This is a genomic window from Limosilactobacillus sp. (assembly GCF_051873075.1).
Lineage (GTDB): Bacteria > Bacillota > Bacilli > Lactobacillales > Lactobacillaceae > Limosilactobacillus.
The window spans coordinates 35,946-52,409 of record NZ_JBJEEM010000035.1 but is presented as its reverse complement, the minus strand read 5'-3'; the positions used below and the strand labels follow the sequence as shown (position 1 = coordinate 52,409).

The 16,464-nt window shown below is 51.4% G+C and carries 16 protein-coding genes; 6 read left to right on the top strand and 10 right to left on the bottom strand.

The annotated features are described in order from the left end of the window. Position 1 precedes the first annotated feature (1 nt). Entirely contained in the window at positions 2-634 is a 633-nt protein-coding gene (locus ACI31J_RS04235; RefSeq protein ID WP_439773193.1) for a DNA-3-methyladenine glycosylase, read from the bottom strand. Between the two features lie 63 nt (positions 635-697). On the opposite strand from ACI31J_RS04235, the gene ACI31J_RS04230 reads away from it, so the two are divergent. Continuing rightward, the gene (locus ACI31J_RS04230; protein ID WP_439773192.1) at positions 698-1,060 is read left to right on the top strand and encodes a DUF488 domain-containing protein; all 363 of its coding nucleotides are present in this window, start codon (positions 698-700) and stop codon (positions 1,058-1,060) included. A gap of 41 nt (positions 1,061-1,101) precedes the next feature. Here ACI31J_RS04230 and ACI31J_RS04225 read toward each other — a convergent pair whose 3' ends face one another. Next, complete coding sequence (locus ACI31J_RS04225) at positions 1,102-1,419, bottom strand: DUF7671 family protein (RefSeq protein ID WP_439773191.1); 318 nt, start codon at positions 1,417-1,419, stop codon at positions 1,102-1,104. A gap of 117 nt (positions 1,420-1,536) precedes the next feature. Between ACI31J_RS04225 and ACI31J_RS04220 the strand changes: the two genes are divergently transcribed. Then, the gene (locus ACI31J_RS04220; RefSeq protein WP_439773190.1) at positions 1,537-2,178 is read left to right on the top strand and encodes an NAD(P)H-hydrate epimerase; all 642 of its coding nucleotides are present in this window, start codon (positions 1,537-1,539) and stop codon (positions 2,176-2,178) included. Positions 2,179-2,247: 69 nt separating this feature from the next. Here the strand turns inward: ACI31J_RS04220 and hisS are convergent, their stop codons facing one another. The 3 genes from hisS to ACI31J_RS04205 all read right to left on the bottom strand — a co-directional run bounded on the left by hisS (position 2,248) and on the right by ACI31J_RS04205 (position 5,678). Beyond that, on the bottom strand, positions 2,248-3,525 hold the full coding sequence (hisS, locus tag ACI31J_RS04215; RefSeq protein WP_439773189.1) for a histidine--tRNA ligase: 1,278 nt from the start codon (positions 3,523-3,525) through the stop codon (positions 2,248-2,250). Between the two features lie 332 nt (positions 3,526-3,857). Next, positions 3,858-5,042: an MFS transporter gene (locus ACI31J_RS04210; RefSeq protein ID WP_439773188.1), complete on the bottom strand. Its 1,185-nt coding sequence runs from the start codon at positions 5,040-5,042 to the stop codon at positions 3,858-3,860. A 15-nt stretch (positions 5,043-5,057) separates the two neighbouring features. After that, the gene (locus ACI31J_RS04205) at positions 5,058-5,678 is read right to left on the bottom strand and encodes an LVIS_2131 family protein (protein WP_439773187.1); all 621 of its coding nucleotides are present in this window, start codon (positions 5,676-5,678) and stop codon (positions 5,058-5,060) included. Between the two features lie 216 nt (positions 5,679-5,894). Here ACI31J_RS04205 and ACI31J_RS04200 point away from each other — a divergent pair, with 216 nt between their 5' ends. Further along, entirely contained in the window at positions 5,895-6,080 is a 186-nt protein-coding gene (locus tag ACI31J_RS04200) for an LBP_cg2779 family protein (protein ID WP_439773186.1), read from the top strand. Positions 6,081-6,158: 78 nt separating this feature from the next. Here the strand turns inward: ACI31J_RS04200 and ACI31J_RS04195 are convergent, their stop codons facing one another. Beyond that, positions 6,159-7,106: a LacI family DNA-binding transcriptional regulator gene (locus ACI31J_RS04195; RefSeq protein WP_439773185.1), complete on the bottom strand. Its 948-nt coding sequence runs from the start codon at positions 7,104-7,106 to the stop codon at positions 6,159-6,161. Between the two features lie 353 nt (positions 7,107-7,459). Here ACI31J_RS04195 and ACI31J_RS04190 point away from each other — a divergent pair, with 353 nt between their 5' ends. Both ACI31J_RS04190 and ACI31J_RS04185 read left to right on the top strand, forming a co-directional pair. Continuing rightward, on the top strand, positions 7,460-9,427 hold the full coding sequence (locus ACI31J_RS04190) for a LysM peptidoglycan-binding domain-containing protein (protein ID WP_439773184.1): 1,968 nt from the start codon (positions 7,460-7,462) through the stop codon (positions 9,425-9,427). Between the two features lie 135 nt (positions 9,428-9,562). Then, a complete protein-coding gene (locus ACI31J_RS04185) occupies positions 9,563-9,865 on the top strand; it encodes an ArsR/SmtB family transcription factor (RefSeq protein WP_439773183.1) in 303 nt (100 codons plus the stop codon). Positions 9,866-9,900: 35 nt separating this feature from the next. On the opposite strand, the gene ACI31J_RS04180 is transcribed toward ACI31J_RS04185, so the two are convergent. From ACI31J_RS04180 to ACI31J_RS04165, 4 genes are all read right to left on the bottom strand, one after another. Further along, positions 9,901-10,134 carry a hypothetical protein gene (locus tag ACI31J_RS04180; protein WP_439773182.1) on the bottom strand — a complete coding sequence of 78 codons (234 nt, stop codon included), beginning with the start codon at positions 10,132-10,134 and terminating at the stop codon, positions 9,901-9,903. Positions 10,135-10,293: 159 nt separating this feature from the next. Beyond that, positions 10,294-12,273, bottom strand: a complete 1,980-nt coding sequence (locus tag ACI31J_RS04175) for an ATP-binding cassette domain-containing protein (RefSeq protein WP_439773181.1) — start codon at positions 12,271-12,273, stop codon at positions 10,294-10,296. A 117-nt stretch (positions 12,274-12,390) separates the two neighbouring features. After that, positions 12,391-13,065 carry an ABC transporter ATP-binding protein gene (locus ACI31J_RS04170; RefSeq protein WP_439773180.1) on the bottom strand — a complete coding sequence of 225 codons (675 nt, stop codon included), beginning with the start codon at positions 13,063-13,065 and terminating at the stop codon, positions 12,391-12,393. A 17-nt stretch (positions 13,066-13,082) separates the two neighbouring features. After that, positions 13,083-14,153, bottom strand: a complete 1,071-nt coding sequence (locus tag ACI31J_RS04165) for an ABC transporter permease (protein WP_439773179.1) — start codon at positions 14,151-14,153, stop codon at positions 13,083-13,085. 179 nt (positions 14,154-14,332) lie between these two features. On the opposite strand from ACI31J_RS04165, the gene ACI31J_RS04160 reads away from it, so the two are divergent. After that, positions 14,333-16,464: sulfatase-like hydrolase/transferase (locus tag ACI31J_RS04160; protein ID WP_439773178.1), on the top strand; the 2,132-nt coding region annotated here is incomplete at its 3' end.

The window sequence follows — 16,464 nt, the reverse complement described above, 5'->3', positions numbered from 1 at the left end:
ATCAGTCCTTCCACCCGTGTTCTTGGCGGTCCATCATGCGTTTACGCATCCCCGACACGTAGGGATTGCCCGCGACAAAAAAGCGCCAGGGCTTGGCGCCATCCTTGCCCCGCATGCTTACCCCAATCCGGGGCGTCGTGATTATTTCCCGGGGAATCTTATACCGATCAAGGTCCACCCGGAGCGGGCTGGTTTCCATCGGCTGCCCGTCAAGCTCCCGGGAATGAATCCCCAGGGCCTGAACGAGTTTGCCGGGGCCATTCGTGACGTTGACCCCGGTCATCTTCCGGTGGGCCGCCATCAGGTCGGCGCCGATCGCGGGTTCAATGCCGCGCAGCAGGATCCCCTGCGGCTCATCCCGGTCCTGGACAACGATGTCAAAGCAGTAGTGCCCGCGGATCTGGTAGAGGTAGATGTCACCCGGCTGGCCATACAGCGATTCTGAATAGCCGGTCCGCCGACCATTGTAGGCATGAGAAGCAGAATCATCTTCCCCCAGGTAGGCCTCGGTCTCGACAATATAGCCCCCGGTCATGCCATCCGGTCCGTCGTAGACTACGAGCTTACCCAGCAGGTCCCGGGCGATCGCGGTTGTCGGCCGGCCGGTAAAAAATTGTTGGTATTCAGACAACATCGGTTGAATTCCCCCTTAAAAGAACTATTCTAAAGTTACCACGAATTGAAGGGAGCAGCACAGATGGAACTCAAAGCGGAACGAATATATACCAAGCCAGCCGACCTAGACGGCTACCGAATCCTGGTCGACCGCCTCTGGCCCCGGGGGATCTCCAAGGTCAACGCCCACCTGGACAAATGGTTAAAGGAAGTCGGGCCTAGCAATGACTTGCGGAAGTGGTTCGGCCACGATCCAGCTAAATACGCGGAATTCAAGGTTCGCTACTTGAATGAGCTCGCCGAAAATCCGGCTTACGAACAGCTCAGGCAGCTGGTTGAAGAAAAACTGCCATCCCAGAACATCATCCTCCTGTACGGGGCCAAGGACCAACAGCATAATCAAGCCGTCATTCTCAAAGAACAACTGCAGGCCGCCTTTAAATAGCAAATAACGGGGATCGCACTAAACACGGTCCCCGTCATTTACTATTTCAACAGTGCCAACCCCTGTTGTAATACGTCGTTATCCACCCGGGTTGTCAGGAAACGCTGCATTGGCGTTTCGCTGTGGCGGTCCTTAAAGGCCAGCGGTTCGGCGGCCAGAATCACCGCGGTCAGGTTATTCTCGGTCATCAATAGCTGACCGGGTCCTTGGTACTTTCCTTTGGTATGCTTGCCAATCCGCCAGACGTGCAGCTTAGCATTGCCGGTTGGATCAAGTTTCAGTTGATACTTGCCATCTGCATCTGTTTCCACCGGAATACAGGTGAATTTCAAGACTTCATACTTGCCTTTCTTACTCATCGTTCATGTCCCTTCTTCGCTTTACTATTAATTCTACTTTTATCTTCCGCAAATTCAACTTACAACTGCATTAAGTGGTACAGTTAAGTTAATTAAGCGCTCAGGAGGTTTTCAATTATGAAAAAAACACCTATTACGGCTGAACAAATGCGGCACTATGACTCCTATACGATCAATACGATCGGGATCCCCTCACTGGTCCTAATGGAGCGGGCTGCCCTGGCGGTGCGGGATGAGGTCCTCAACGCCTTTCCTCTCTACCTAGGACATGTCGTCGTGGTGGCCGGAAGCGGCAATAACGGCGGGGACGGACTCGATGTCGCCCGGCTGCTCCACATCGCCGGTGTCCGGGTCACCATCCTCAACGTCGGCAATCCCGACCACGCCTCAGCGGAACACCAGACCCAGGAGAAGATCTGCCAATACTACCAGATCCCCGAGACAAGCGACCTGGCTGTTCTCAAGCAAGCCACGCTGATCATTGACGCCATGTTCGGAATCGGCATTGACCGGCCGGTGACCGGAGCCTACGCTGACGCTATCGAAGCGATCAACCAAAGCAAGGCCCTGGTGGTCGCCGTCGACATGCCATCCGGGATCAATACCGACACTGGGGAAGTCATGGGAACGGCCGTCAAAGCCGATGCCACCGTTACTTTCGCCTTCAACAAGGTCGGCCTGACTAAGGGTGACGGTGCCGAATACGCCGGCCGGATTGTCATCGCTGACGACATGGGGACTTACGCCGTCGACGACTAATTCAATATTCAATTTTCAAAATAAGGGACCCTGACAACAATTGCCATGGTCCCTTATTTTTCGGAAATTCTACTTCAGGTACTTAGCAGGATCCGCCGCGAAGTCGTCAACGGCAACTTCGACGCTATCCTTAGTAGCAGCGTTCTTCAGCTGGAACTTGCCTTCGTCAACTTCCCGGCTGCCAAACACGGCAAAGTACTTGGCGTTGCGCCGGAAGGCCTCCTTGATCTGCTTGCCGACCTTGACGCCGCTATAATCCTTGTCGGCAACGACACCCTGTTGGCGAGCCTTGTTCAGCAGGTCGAAGGCCAGGGCATCCCCTTGGTCATCGGCGCTAGCAAAGAAGACGTCTAGGCTGTCTTGAGGGGCAAATTCCGGGTTCTCCTGTTGGAGGAGCAACATTAGCCGTTCAACACCCATTCCGAAGCCAATGCCCCCTTCTTCAGGGCCGCCCAGCTGCTTGATCAGGCCGTTGTAACGACCACCGGCACATACCGTGGTGTAGCCACCGCCGAAGACCGGTGAATCGGACATGATCTCAAAGATGGTGTGGTTGTAGTAATCCAGTCCCCGTACCATGTTGGTGTCGATCTCGTAATCGATGCCCAATTGCTTCAAGAGGCTTTGAACCTGGTCGAAGTAGGCCTGGGATTCGTCATCAAGGTAGTCCAGAATCGACGGCGCATCGGCCACGATCTTTTGGTCACCCGCATCCTTGCTGTCGAGGACCCGCAACGGGTTCCGGTAGAGACGTTCTTGAGAATCCTTGCTGAGTTCATCATAGTGGGGCTTCAGGTAGTCGATGAGAGCCTGACGGTAATCTTCACGCACCTTCTTGTCCCCCAGGGTGTTGATGGTCAATTTGACGTTTGGAACACCGAACCGCTTGAAGAGGGTCATGGCCATGGCGATGACTTCAACGTCAATCTGCGGTGATTCGTTGTTCAGTGCCTCAACCCCGATCTGGTGGAACTCACGCTGCCGACCAGATTGTGGGCGCTCGTAACGGAACATTGGGCCCATGTAGTAGACCTTGTACGGCTTTGGATATTCAGGGCCATAGAGCTTGTTTTCAACGTAGGCCCGGACAACCCCGGCCGTTCCCTCAGGCCGCAGTGCGATGTGCCGGTCACCCTTGTCATGGAAGTCGTACATTTCCTTTTCCACAATATCAGAGGTGTCCCCAACGTTCCGTGAGAAGACGTTGTAGTCCTCAAACATTGGTGTCCGAATCCCCCGGTAGCCGAATTCACGGAAAACTTCACGAGCACTTGCCTCAACCTTTTCCCACAGGCCAGTCGTTCCTGGAAGCAGATCGGCGGTACCCTTTGGCTTTTGATAATCCATTTTATTCTCTCCTTTCAATTCCGCATTGAGCATAATAAAGAACGCCCCCCAAGGCCATCCAGCCTTAGAGGGCGAATTAAATCCACTGTGCCACCTCTATTCGTAGTGGCCTCACAGTCACTACCTCAGGAAGTTTTTCAACTTCATGACGTTAACGGGTCATCCGGGACGGACTACTCAATTCCCCCGTCCAGCTAGTAGAGGTGTTTTCACGATCGCCGCCAGCTCTCAGCCCTACTGGTTCTCTGTCGATTTTGCGACCGCTTTATTATCTACTCAACGCTTTTACACACTTGTGATTTTACCATAGCTCTCGCCGTTGGTCTACCCAATCAGGAACGAGCCTGCAGCCGATGAATTCGGGTAAGGTAGCCAATCACGATCAGTAGGGTAATAAACATCATCAAGAAAACCGAGATAAACAGCAGCTGGTAGTTACCGGCCTCAATGACGTAACCACCGTACAGCGGTCCAATCGCCCGGCCTACCGAAATAGTAATGTTCAACAGTCCCTGATAGTGGCCAGCCTCATCGACATCGGTCAGCTGGGCAATCCAGGCTGGCAGGCCAGCGAAACTCGTCATTTCACCGATCGTCAACACCACAAAGTCCAGGGTGAAGGCCAGCAGGTTCTTGGCGAAGACCAGCAGCAAAAACGAGGAGGCAAAGATCAGAATCCCCACGATGATCTGGCTCGACAGCCGGACATAGGGACTCAATTTGTTGACCAGGGGCTGGCCGATGATGATCAGGACCCCGTTCAACGTCCACAGCATACTGTAGGCGTAGAAGGGGATTCCCATATTGGTCATGTGAACCGCCATCACACTCTCCCACAAGGAGTAGCTGAGGTGGATCGTTACCAGGTTCAATAAAATCAGCCAGATCAGGATGATCAGACGATGATGCTGGGGTGAGCGCACCCGCTGTCGGTCCCGGGTCGCCGAGCGCTTGGGAATGGTCACCTTAACGTTGAAGGTCAGGATCACCAGTACCGTCAGCATCAGGTAGAAGAACGTGGCCACCGCAAAGACCAGGACCACACTAATCGGCAGCAGAATCCCTACCAGTAAGGTCCCGATTACTACCCCGATGTTGAAAGCCATGTAAATGTAGTTGAACACGTAACGGGAGGTATGCTGGGTGATCAGAGACCCGTATGAGTTGACGATCGTCGCGTTGATCCCGTCACCAAGGCTGTTTAGCATCATCAGCAAAGCAAAGTAGGGCCACCCATGGATAAAAATCAGAAGAAAGATTGCCAAAGTCGACAGGCCAACCCCGATCAGCGCCGTTTTGTACTGACTCCAATGGTCAAACAACCAGCCGCCGGTATAGTTGCCGGCCATCATGGCAATCGACATGAAGAGCATAACCAGCCCCGCGGTGGTCAGGGTCTGGTGCAGGTAGTTATGCATGTACATCGTAGTCAGCGGCCACAAAAAAGCAGCTCCGGTATTATTCAACAAGCTTGCCAGAGCTACCCATTTTAACTTAATCGTATTTTTCGTCGTCATAAAACGCCCCGATTACTATCGTTCAACGACCATTTCTGCCGATGGTACCCGCAAAAGCGTGTAGACAGCCGACTCGCGGTTAGCCCGCAGGCCGATCCCGTTCAGTGGAGTATTCCGGTAGTGGACCGACATGACGGCGGCAAAAGCGTGCCCCGTCTGCGAATCATGCTTCTTAAGCTGGGGCCGGTTCCATGGCAAGGCGCTGATGCTCAACGGGATAATCCGCTCGCCATCTGCAACTGAACCAAAGCGGGAGTTGGTCACATACTTGTTGTTTCCAGACCAATATGTATAGGAAACAACCGGGTGATTCCCGCCCTTGCTCCGTGTTGCCAGGACATAGTAGTAGTTATCATTTTTGTTGCTGATTTGCAGCGGATAGTATTCTGTACTGATCCGTGTTTCGTGGCGATTTCCCAAGTCAACCTGTCGAAAGAAGGTCATGTAAGACATGGTTCCAATCCACAGGAGGGCCACCAATACCAAGACAACATAGCGGCCAAACAGCTTCTTATCAAACGCCCGCTTGGTCTTAGCGATCAGCATCAACTGCTGCACCCGGATGTAGTGGATGACGTAGCAGAAAAAGGCAATTGCCAAAATCCAAAGGAGCCAGCCAAGCCAATTCCAACTCATAATGATTCTCCAATCTAAAAAAGTAATTACATAGATTATCACACAAAATCGGGCCCATGTCCCGGGTTTCCCGTTAGAACATTGCGAATTTAATTATCGCAACTTGGCCGATCTGTGCTAAACTAAATTTTGACATAAATTTTTAACATGTTCTACAATGAAACATGAAGTGACTCAAGTCTAAATGACCTAATTATTTAAGGAGGAATTGATTTCATGGACAATTTGAGTGAGTTAGCCCTTAAGCTGATCAACTTTGAGCGTGAGAACGACTTAAACGATAACGAAGTTGCCTTTGGAAGCCATTTGTCAGTCGAACGAATTCACGACATCAAATCATCAAACGCAGCGGCGACTTCTGAAGAAACCGAATTACTCCAACGGTTTATGCAAAGCAAGTAACCGACTATGAATACGCCAAAAACATTAAAGGCCTTCTGTGTTCTGCACTGAACACGGGAGGCCTTTAGCGTAAAATCACTATTTTTTTGGAGCATAGAAATGCACCGGGACCACCACTGATGATACTGCCGTCTGCGGATTCTTGATCCGCATCATCAAGGTATCGATCAGTTTGGCACTCAGCTCTTCGATCGGCTGAATTACGGTTGGCAACTCGGGATTGGTCTGACGAATCAGCCGAGAACCATTGTAGCCCGTCAAGAAGTAATCCTGGTTGAGGCGCAGGCCTGCTTGCCGATAAATGTTGCTGATCTCTAGGGCCTGCACGTCATTAGAGGCGATCACCCCGTCATAGATGCCGGGGAAGACCGCCGTCAGGTCATCCTGATGGGCGTCAATGGGATCAAAGCTGCGGTGCTGTTGGCCAAGATAGTCGACCACTCCTTGGATTCGGTTGACGGTCGGGGAAACCGACTGGTCCTCATCGACCATCACCGCAATCCGCCGCACCTGATGATCTAGAAGATACTTGGTGGCCAGCTGCCCGCCCTGGTAGCTATCGGCCGAAACGATTGGAATGTTGTCAGCCAGGTAACGGTCAAACGACACAATTGGCGCCGTGATCTGGTGGTACTCTTTGATGTCAAGGTTGTGGGAACCCGAGATGATCCCATCAACCTGGTTCGCCATCAGCATGCTCAGGTAGTCATGCTCAATCTCCGGATTTTCCGCCGAGGACGCGATAATCGTCTTGTAACCCTTGATGAACAGTTGACGCTCTAGCTCATTGACCAGCTCCGCGAAAAAGGGGTTAATCAGATTAGGAAAGATCAGGCCGATAAACTTGGACGGCTTCCCCTGCATTGCCCGCGCTAAAGCATTAGGCTGGTAGTTCAGTTCCCGCATCGCCGCGTGCACCTTCTTAATGGTTTTTTCACTCAGGGACCCGTAGTTGTTAATCACCCGCGATACAGTGGTCACTGAAACCCCCGCAAGCTGGGCAACATCTTTTAACTTCGCAACCATTAATTAATCCCTACTTTCTTCCAAAATTATGTCAGTAACCCTTTTATTATAGCGTAACCGGCCCCAGACGGATAACTTAAGATTTATTTTCCAACATTGATATGCAATTTTTTTCATTCGTTAAAATATTGATAAATTAATTTTCCTTCCTATTGGATAGCAAAAAAGGCACCACGGTCGTCGATCATCAAGGCAGAAATATAACTCCACTAATAAAGCGAGTCCTTTTCAAATTGACGACCAACCAAATTAATGGTAATTTGGTGCTAAGTGTAAATCTTAATAAGTTCTTAAATTTTTTTGCTAAAACTTAGCAAGTTATTTACCAATTTAAGTCAAGGGAGTCCATGCTAATGAATCGTCAAGAATCTGTTAACTCGACCACTCATTTCAAGATGTACAAAAGTGGTCGAAAATGGATGTTTGCGGGGATCACAGCACTTACAATGCTTACCGCCACTGGCGCCGTCGCCCATGCCGATGAAGGTCAGCTGGTAAAGGAAGAACCCCAAATCACCAGTGCTACACCAACCAGCAGTGCCGTTGCCGATAGCGCCGCTGCTAACAGCAACGTCAGTTCCTCTGCCACTACTGAAAGTTCCGCAACTGCCAACAGTTCAGCCGCCAGCAGCTCCGCGCCTAAAAGCGCCAGTGCTGCCACTTCTGCTAGCGTTGCTCCGGTTCAATCCGCTTCAGCTACGATAGCCCAGAGCAGCGCGCCGGCCAGTGCTGCGGCCGTCACAACGATGGCAATGGCAGCCACCGCTGCTCCTCAGCAAAGCAATACGGTCGACCCATCCACGTTGCATTTCAGCAATAATGCCCGTTGCCAGAGCTTTATCCAAAGTGTCGCTCCGGGTGCTATTACCGGCTGGAACAAGTACCAAGTCCTGCCTTCCATCACCGTTGCCCAGGCAATCCTGGAAAGCGGTTGGGGTCAGTCAACCCTTACTACCCAGGCCCACAACCTCTTTGGGATCAAGGGTTCCTATAATGGTCATTCCATCAATATGCGGACTCGGGAAGTCTACAATGGGCGGAGCGTTTACGTCAATGACAACTTCCGGGCCTACGCCAACAATTCTGAATCGGTTGAGGACCACGGGAACTTCTTACACAGTAACAGCCGCTACCACAACCTTCTCGGTGACACCAACTATGTCTCAGTTGCTAACAAGTTGCGCCAAGACGGCTACGCAACTGACCCGAGCTACGCTAATTCGCTGATCAAGCTGGTCCAAACCTACAACCTGAATCAGCTCGATTCAGTCGCCTTTTCTGGCCGGACGATCACTAATAAGGATACTAATACTTCCTCGTCAGACACCAATTTTGATGCCAACGGAAGCACCAATTACTACACTGTGCACAGCGGTGACACCCTATCCGGCATCGCTAACCGTTTTTCAACCTCTGTTCAAACCTTGGCGCACCTGAATGACATCCAAAACGTCAACCACATCTACGTTGGTCAACGCCTGCTGGTTCGGCAGAACTTATCATCAACGACACAGCAAAGCCACGCCAGTTCCAACCACCAGGCGTCAACTCATAACAATACTCAACAGACTTCAAATGCTAGTTCCTATACTGTCCAAAGCGGCGATACCCTATCCGGCATTGCCAACAAGTTCAACACCACCTACACCAGTTTGGCCCAGATCAACCACCTGAGCAACCCGAACCGCATCTATATCGGTCAGCAACTGCAACTCCGGGCACAGGCACAAAGCAATAGCAACAAAACGCAAAATACCAATAGCAATGCGCAACAGACGACTAGTGCCAGTTCCTACACTGTCCAAAGTGGTGACACCCTGTCCGGCATCGCCAATAAGTTCAACACTACTTACACTAGCCTCGCCCAGCTTAACCACCTGAGCAACCCGAACCGCATCTACGTCGGGCAACGATTGCAACTCCGGGCACAGACTAGCCAGACGGCAACAACTACCACGCAACGTACGGCTACAACCAGTACCAGCACGGCTGCAACTTACACCGTCCAGAGTGGCGATACCCTCTCTGGAATTGCTGCTAAGTTCAACACCACCTACACGAGTCTCGCCCAGGCCAACCACCTGAGCAACCCGAACCAGATTTATGTTGGCCAACGCTTGCAAGTTCGTGGCGGCAGTCAAGGCTTCCAGACCAGTACTGTTAGCCGCGTCTCAGCCACGCACACCGGTTACGTCGTCCAGAGTGGCGACTCCCTATCAAAGATTGCCGCTCAATATGGTTTAAGTTGGCGAACATTGGCAAGCAAAAATAACCTGCAAAGTCCATACGTTATCTACGTTGGGCAACACCTGGCACTCTAAAATAAAATTTAACTAACTGAAAAAAGCAAAAGCAATTTGACTTTTGCTTTTTTTCGTTTAAAACCTTAAAATAAATATATATTGGTTATTTCATTGTCAAATAAAGCGTTTTTAGAATGAAAGTAGTGATTTACCGTGCCAGTAAATAACAATCCTAACCTTGAGAGTATCAGTCATTTCTTTAAGATCCTCGGTAATCCGAAACGACTGCAACTCCTCTACCTCCTGATTCAGAACTCGATGAGTGTCTCCGAAATCAGCAAACGATTAAACTGGGAGCAATCCGGTGTATCACACCAACTTCAACTGTTACGCAAATACAATCTCGTCCAGCAACACCGGGAAGGAAAAGTGGTCATCTACCACCTCGATGATCCCCAGGTGGTTGTTCTAATCGCCGATGTCCTAAACCATGCTGAACAAATTGTTAAAAAATGAGGAATATGGCATAAGCCATATTCCTCATTTTCATTTCAGACAAACTCAAGCTGAAACTCTTCCGTGTCCAGGACATCTTCGACTTTTAGTTCTTCACCACTATGATATTGATCCGCCGTCAAATAAAAGCCGGGATGCGCATGACCATAAAATTTAAAATCGTACTTTGGTGCTGAGTCAATATCCGTAATATACATGACCCCTTGTGTACCGTCAGAGCAATGAACCGTTTGCGTCTTGTCGTTATCGTGAACAAAAACCGTCGTCACTTTTAACACCTCCGTTACTTATTATACGCTTATTTTGGCCTACCTAACAAAACTTTCTGGTCAACTTTAACTTATTGCACTATTGGTGTTCATCTGTCTAATAAAAGTAAAAAGCCCGAACCAATTGGTTAGTACCACCTGAGTTGAGCTTTTCGTTATCTAATCTGCCGCTAAGGCATCGATTGGGTTCAGATTTGCCGCCCGGTGTGCCGGAAGCAGGGCTGCAATGAAGGAGATCACAATTGCCACCACGAAGGCGAAGACAATGTTTCCCGCAGTGATCTGAACAATGTTGTACTTGATCAAGCCATACAGGGCGTGATTAAGAATTGCCGTCACCACTAGAGCCAGGGCCATCGCTAGGACCGCTGAGAATAGGCCGATCAAGATTGATTCAGAGGTGAAGAGCCGGCGGATGTCCTTCTTCCGTTCACCCAGGGCCCGCAAGATCCCAATCTCCTTGGTCCGCTCCGATACCGACATGTACATCGTCACAATGATCATCAGAGCAGATACCAACAGTGAAATCCCGGCAATTGCGGCCAGCACCGTTGAGGCTAGGCTAACGTAAGTATTAACAGTCTTCAGGACCGAACCAACGGTAATCGCGCCAAAGATCCGCTTGTTATTGCCATCACGCATGTTATCAATCCGGTTAGCAACCGTCTGTACCTGATCAAGGTCACTGACAATCACGGCTACAAAGTTGGCCTCCGTCGTGCCGCCGTTATCCTTCATCAAGTGGTGCATCGTCGTATAATTCATGGCCGTCACCGCACTTGGTCCATCGGCAATTCCGCTCACGCGAACATCACTCTCTACCGCTATCGGTTTACCACTATCGTCAACCCAGTTAAACGCAATATGGACCTTCTTACCGATCAGTTGCCGGTACTTGGTTGGGCTAGTCAACTGGATCGCCTGCTGCTTGGTTAGGAGGATCTCGTTGTTACCCGGTTTATGGCCATGCTTGATTGCCCGCGTGGTAACGGAGTGGTTCCAGGTCGAAAGGTTGGTCCCACTCTGTTGCATCTTCTGGTAGGACAAGCGGAAACCAGGAACGATCATTCCCGGTTCCACCTTTGAAACGCCCTTGAGCTTGCGAAGACGGTCAACATTATGATCACTGATCAGCATCGATTGGGGATCGGCGGCCATGTTCTGCATCGAGGTCTGGAGCTGATCTTGGGTCATCTTCTTCCCCGTCGGGTTCTTGTGCACCGTCACCGCACGCGGATTTGCCAGTGAATTGATCTGGTCCTGAATATAGCCGTTAATCCCGTTGCCCAAACCCGTAAAGAGGATGACCGCAAAGATCCCGATCGCCGTCCCCAGCATGATCAGGGAGTTACGCCAGAAGTTATACATCAGGTGTTTGAAGGCCGTCCGGTAACTAGCACTCGCCGGCAATGGCCGGGATGCAATGTGGGTCGGGTTGGCCGGCAAGGGATAAGTGGGACGAAGCCGCTCATCACCATCGATCACGCCATCGGCAAGGTGAACGATCCGGGTCCCGTGATCCGCCACTTCCTGGGAGTGGGTGACCGCGATGACCAGCTTGCCGTCTTTGGCAATGTCGTCCAGCAGGGCCAGCACCTCCTGGGTATTCTGGGCATCTAAGGCCCCCGTCGGCTCATCGGCAATGATGATCTGAGGGTCGCTGGCCAGGGCCCGGGCAATTGCTACCCGTTGCTTCTGCCCTCCAGATAGGTGGTTAGGGTGCTTATTAACCTGGTCTGCCAGGCCAACTTTATCCAGCAGCTTAAGGGCGCGCTGCCGTTGCTCTTCACGACTCAAAGTAGTCATGTCCAGCGCAATCAGCACATTATCAAGCACCGTCAAATGAGAGATCAGGTTATACGATTGATAAATATAGCCGACAGTCGAGCGCCGGTAATTATCCAGCTGCTTTTGGTCGTGGTGGTCGAGGAGCTGGCCATTGACCAGAACCTGGCCGGTGAAGTTCCGATCCAGTCCGCCAATAATGTTCATCAGGGTTGATTTCCCACCGCCGGACTCACCGAGAATCGATACAAACTCTCCCCGGTCAAAGTCCAGGCTGATCCCCTTAAGAACCGGGAACTCTTCTTTGTCGAGATAGTATGACTTATGGATATCGCGTAGTTCTAAAAAAGCCATGATTGCCTCCCTTACTTAGTTTCCATAGATTACCTAGTTAAAATTATACCAAGGGCTTCCCGGTTAACGCCAAGTAAAGGCGGCATTTTTGGAATAAATTATATTTCCCAGGAAATATCAGTTTTCCCGGGTTAGTTGTCCATCCATCAGCTGGTAGGTGTGGTCAGCAAATTCCCGTAATCGCAGGTCATGGGTCACCACGATCACCGCCTTATGGTGCTGACGGGCCATCTGCTTGAAGAGCTGGCCAACGACCTTCACCCGATTACTGTCCAGAGCCGCCGTTGGTTCATCGGCCAGGATGATCTGGGGATTGGTATAGAGGGCCCGGGCAATCGCCACCCGCTGATTCTGCCCCCCCGACAACTCGCCCGGGTACTGGTCAAGGAGGCGGTCAATCCCGAGTTCTTCCAGCAGGCGGTCCAATTCGGCTGCTGAGATATTGCCCTGCCGCTTGACCCGGTCAACGAGCTTGAATTGGTCTCTGACTTTCAGGTAGGGCAAAAGGTTATACGATTGAAGGACAAAGCCGATTTTATTGAGCCGCAGGTGGTCCCGCTGTTTAGGGGTCAGGTCAGCGAGATTTTGCTGATCAATCATGACGGTCCCGCTGTCGGGAGTCTGCAAGCCGCCCATGATGGTCAAAAGGGTACTCTTCCCCGAACCCGACGGCCCGAGGATTAGGCTCAATTCGCCTAGTTCAGCGGTAAAGTCCACGTTTTTTAATACCTCGACCCGACTCAGGCCCGTCCCAAAGAACTTGTTGATGTTGCTCAATTCGATTGCACTCATGACGTTTCTTCCTCCCATCAATTATTAAGGGCCCGCACTGGGTCAATCTTAAGGATCATCCGCACTGGCAGCAATGCGCCCAGCATTCCAAGAAGGACCAGGACAATACTGATCCCGGCAATAATTGGCCAATTCATCAGCATCGGTACGGCTGCCGGCAGTATCAGCTGGGTAATCCAGGTAAAGACTACTCCGCCAATGACCCCCGCCAGCATCAGGACCGCTGCCTGGGCAAGCGTCGCGTTGACCAGGTGACGAGCCGGGATTCCCTGAGCCCGCAAGACCGCATAGTTGCTTATCTTTTGCATCGTCAGGATGTACAAGAAGACGGCGATAATAACCAAGGAAATCACCATCAGAAAGGCAATCATGAACGTGAAGGTGTTGTTTTGAGCAGTATAACCAGGCAATTTATTGATAAAGCTAGTGACGGAATAACGGCTAAGCTGGTTAAAACGGTCAGCAGATTCAGCCTGGTCGGCCACCACCCCACTAGCAATGACCTGGTCGTTGACCCCTTTCAGCTGTTGCCAATTGTCAAGGGTGGTGTAGATAACCGGCGCCACGTTGAGCTTGGCATTCTCAGCAAAACCAACGATCCGGTATTTCTGCTGGCTGGAATTCAACCGGACCTGGTCACCGATTCGGTAGCCCTTGTCACGCAGGCCTTCATCGACCACAATCTGGTGAGTCCCCTTGGCCTGGTGCCCGGCCGTCAGCTTGATTTTTTGTTTGGCAATGAACTGCTGGCGATCAAGACCGATTACCTGCGCATTTTCCTTCAGCTGCTGGTGCTTTGCCCGGGTAATGACTACCGGGACCTGGCCGACTAGGGCCTCATGGTCATTTAGGCCGTTTTTCGGCAACTGGTCCTTGGTAATCATCGAGGCACTCAGGCTACCGTTCGCATTTTTATTGAGGAAAACCGTCTGGGTCCCCCAAGAATTGATGGCCGCCTTGTTTTCATCGGCCAACCCCAGCATCATCCCCATCAGGATAAAGACCAGGTAGCTGATCATCATGATCATAATGGTAATCAGCGCGTAGCGAAACTTAGAATGTTTAATTTCTTTTAACGCTAGAAACATTTTTATCACGAACTTTCTGTATAGTTGGGCGCGTGGTGACACGGTGTCACTATTTAGTCTACTTTTTTAGTGACACCGTGTCAATAGGGAACCTAGTGTTGAAAATTAATTTGCCAACCACGTCCTAATCCAATTTGCGGTATACTGGTTATATTTAATTAAGTATGGGAGATCTCTTCATGAAAAACATTCGGGCCTGGTGGCCGTTTACACTCCTCGTCTTCATCTGGGGGATAAACGCCATCATTTGGTCGCCACAACTGACTTACGCCAAATACGCACATAATGATTTGACCATGGTGGGCATCCAGCTCCTTCATAGCGGAACCATCATCTTATTTTTGACCGCCCTGCTTAGCTGCGGAGCCATCTTAGCACGCCAGCCGCTCCGTCTTGCGCGGACCTTCAGACTATGGCTCTACACTATCCTGACAGCCTCCTTAGCAGTAGTCTTCGACTGGTTAGCTTTCAACCAGTTCAACTATCACCGCCTATACAACGCTCTGTTACCCGTCAGCCGTAACGTGGCCCCGCTGGCAACAGCAGTAATTGCAGCCAGCGCTATCTTACCCTGGTTGCGCACTAAGATTAACAAGCACAATGCCGTAACGGGGATCACCCTGCTGGTCCTGCCGCTGTTAGCGACCTCGCTTTTTAACCAGGACATGTTCGGCCTGCTGAAGGGAAACGGGGTTACCTTCTACCTATTGATTCTAACGATGGGAGCTCTGGCCGATCAGCTGATTGTTAACCGTCATCAAATCGGCAAGTGGCTCTGTGCGGCCTTGGTCGTGAACATCCTGCTGGTGGCCGCCATGCCAAATGCCGCCTTCCAGACGCACGCTTCCCTGCTCACGGCGGACCGGTTCACCACCCCGACCTTCCTACCAACCGTAATCGTGGCCGTCTGCCTTTTTGCCTTGTTTGCTAAGCCATTGACCCGCTTTGCAGCAGTACTCAACCACTCCAGCTACTTCCTGCTTGGGCTGGCCGTTCTGTTCAGTGATCCGGTTGCCACCAGTCGGGCCAGCAAGCTGACCAAGCTGGCGCCCAACCTGGCGGGCCAACTGGCAATCATCCTGGCTCTAGTATTACTGGGAATGGTGGCTGCCGGCCTGTTCCCGTTCCTAATCAATTGGCTGCAAGCCCGCTGGCAGCTTAATCAACGCCTCAACCGCTGCTTTACTACCGATACCAGCAAGTCGGTCGACCAGCAATTAGCTACGGTTGTCCGGCGTGTTGCCAGAGGCGTTTGGCACCGTTGGCCGAGCCTGCTGGCCTTCCTGGTTGCGTACGCCCTGGCCGACCTTTCCATCTACTACATGGGCAACGACACCCTCTTCGTCAAGCAGTCGATGCTATGGCTGACTGCCGGCCTGATCTTTCTGACCTTCAAAGCACTTCAGTCACTGACTAATCGTTACTGGTTATCGCTACTGGTCACGGGAATGGCCAACGTCATCTGGATCGTAGCCAATATTCAGAAGATGGATCTGCGTAACGAACCGATCCTGCCATCCGAATTAGCAATGATCGACGACCTCGACAGTCTGCTCAAGATGATCGACTACCACCTGCTCATCTACAGTGGGATCGCCATCGTTCTGGTGATCGGGGCCATTATTGCCTTGGAACACTACCAGCGTGCCCAGCGGCTTAGCTGGCCTTGGCGAATCTTCTGGCTGGTCCTGGCGATCGGGGCCTTTGGAAGTTCGGCCTTTTGGAACCACCACGACTCCCGGATTCAGACCTTCATGACTGGTTTAGATGACCAGCCCCACTTCATCCACCAGGCCGTGGGTGCCAAGCAGAACGGTCCCACTGTTCAGTTCCTCAACAACGTCGACATCACGGTCATGACCAGGCCCCATGGCTACTCCAAGGCCGCCATGGACCGGATTAGCCGTGAATACAGCCAGACGGCCCGCCAGATCAACACGACCCGCACTAATCAGCTGAAGGATCAGACGATCATCTTCAACCTGAGTGAGAGTTTCGCCAACCCCGACCGGGTTCCAGGGGTCAGTCTCAAGGCCAACCCCATCCCGAAGATCGATCACATCAAGAAACAGACAACTTCCGGAATAATGATCAGTTCTGGTTACGGCGGCGGGACCGCTGACATGGAGTACATGACCCTGACTGGGTTTGCAATGTGCAACTTTGCCCAGACCTTATCAACGCCATACACCCAACTGGTTCCTTATCTCAAACACAACCCGACGATTGTCCAGAGTTTCAAGTACGCGGCAGCCATTCACCCGTACTCCAAGAAGTTCTATGACCGTGGTACCGACTACCCGAAGTTTGG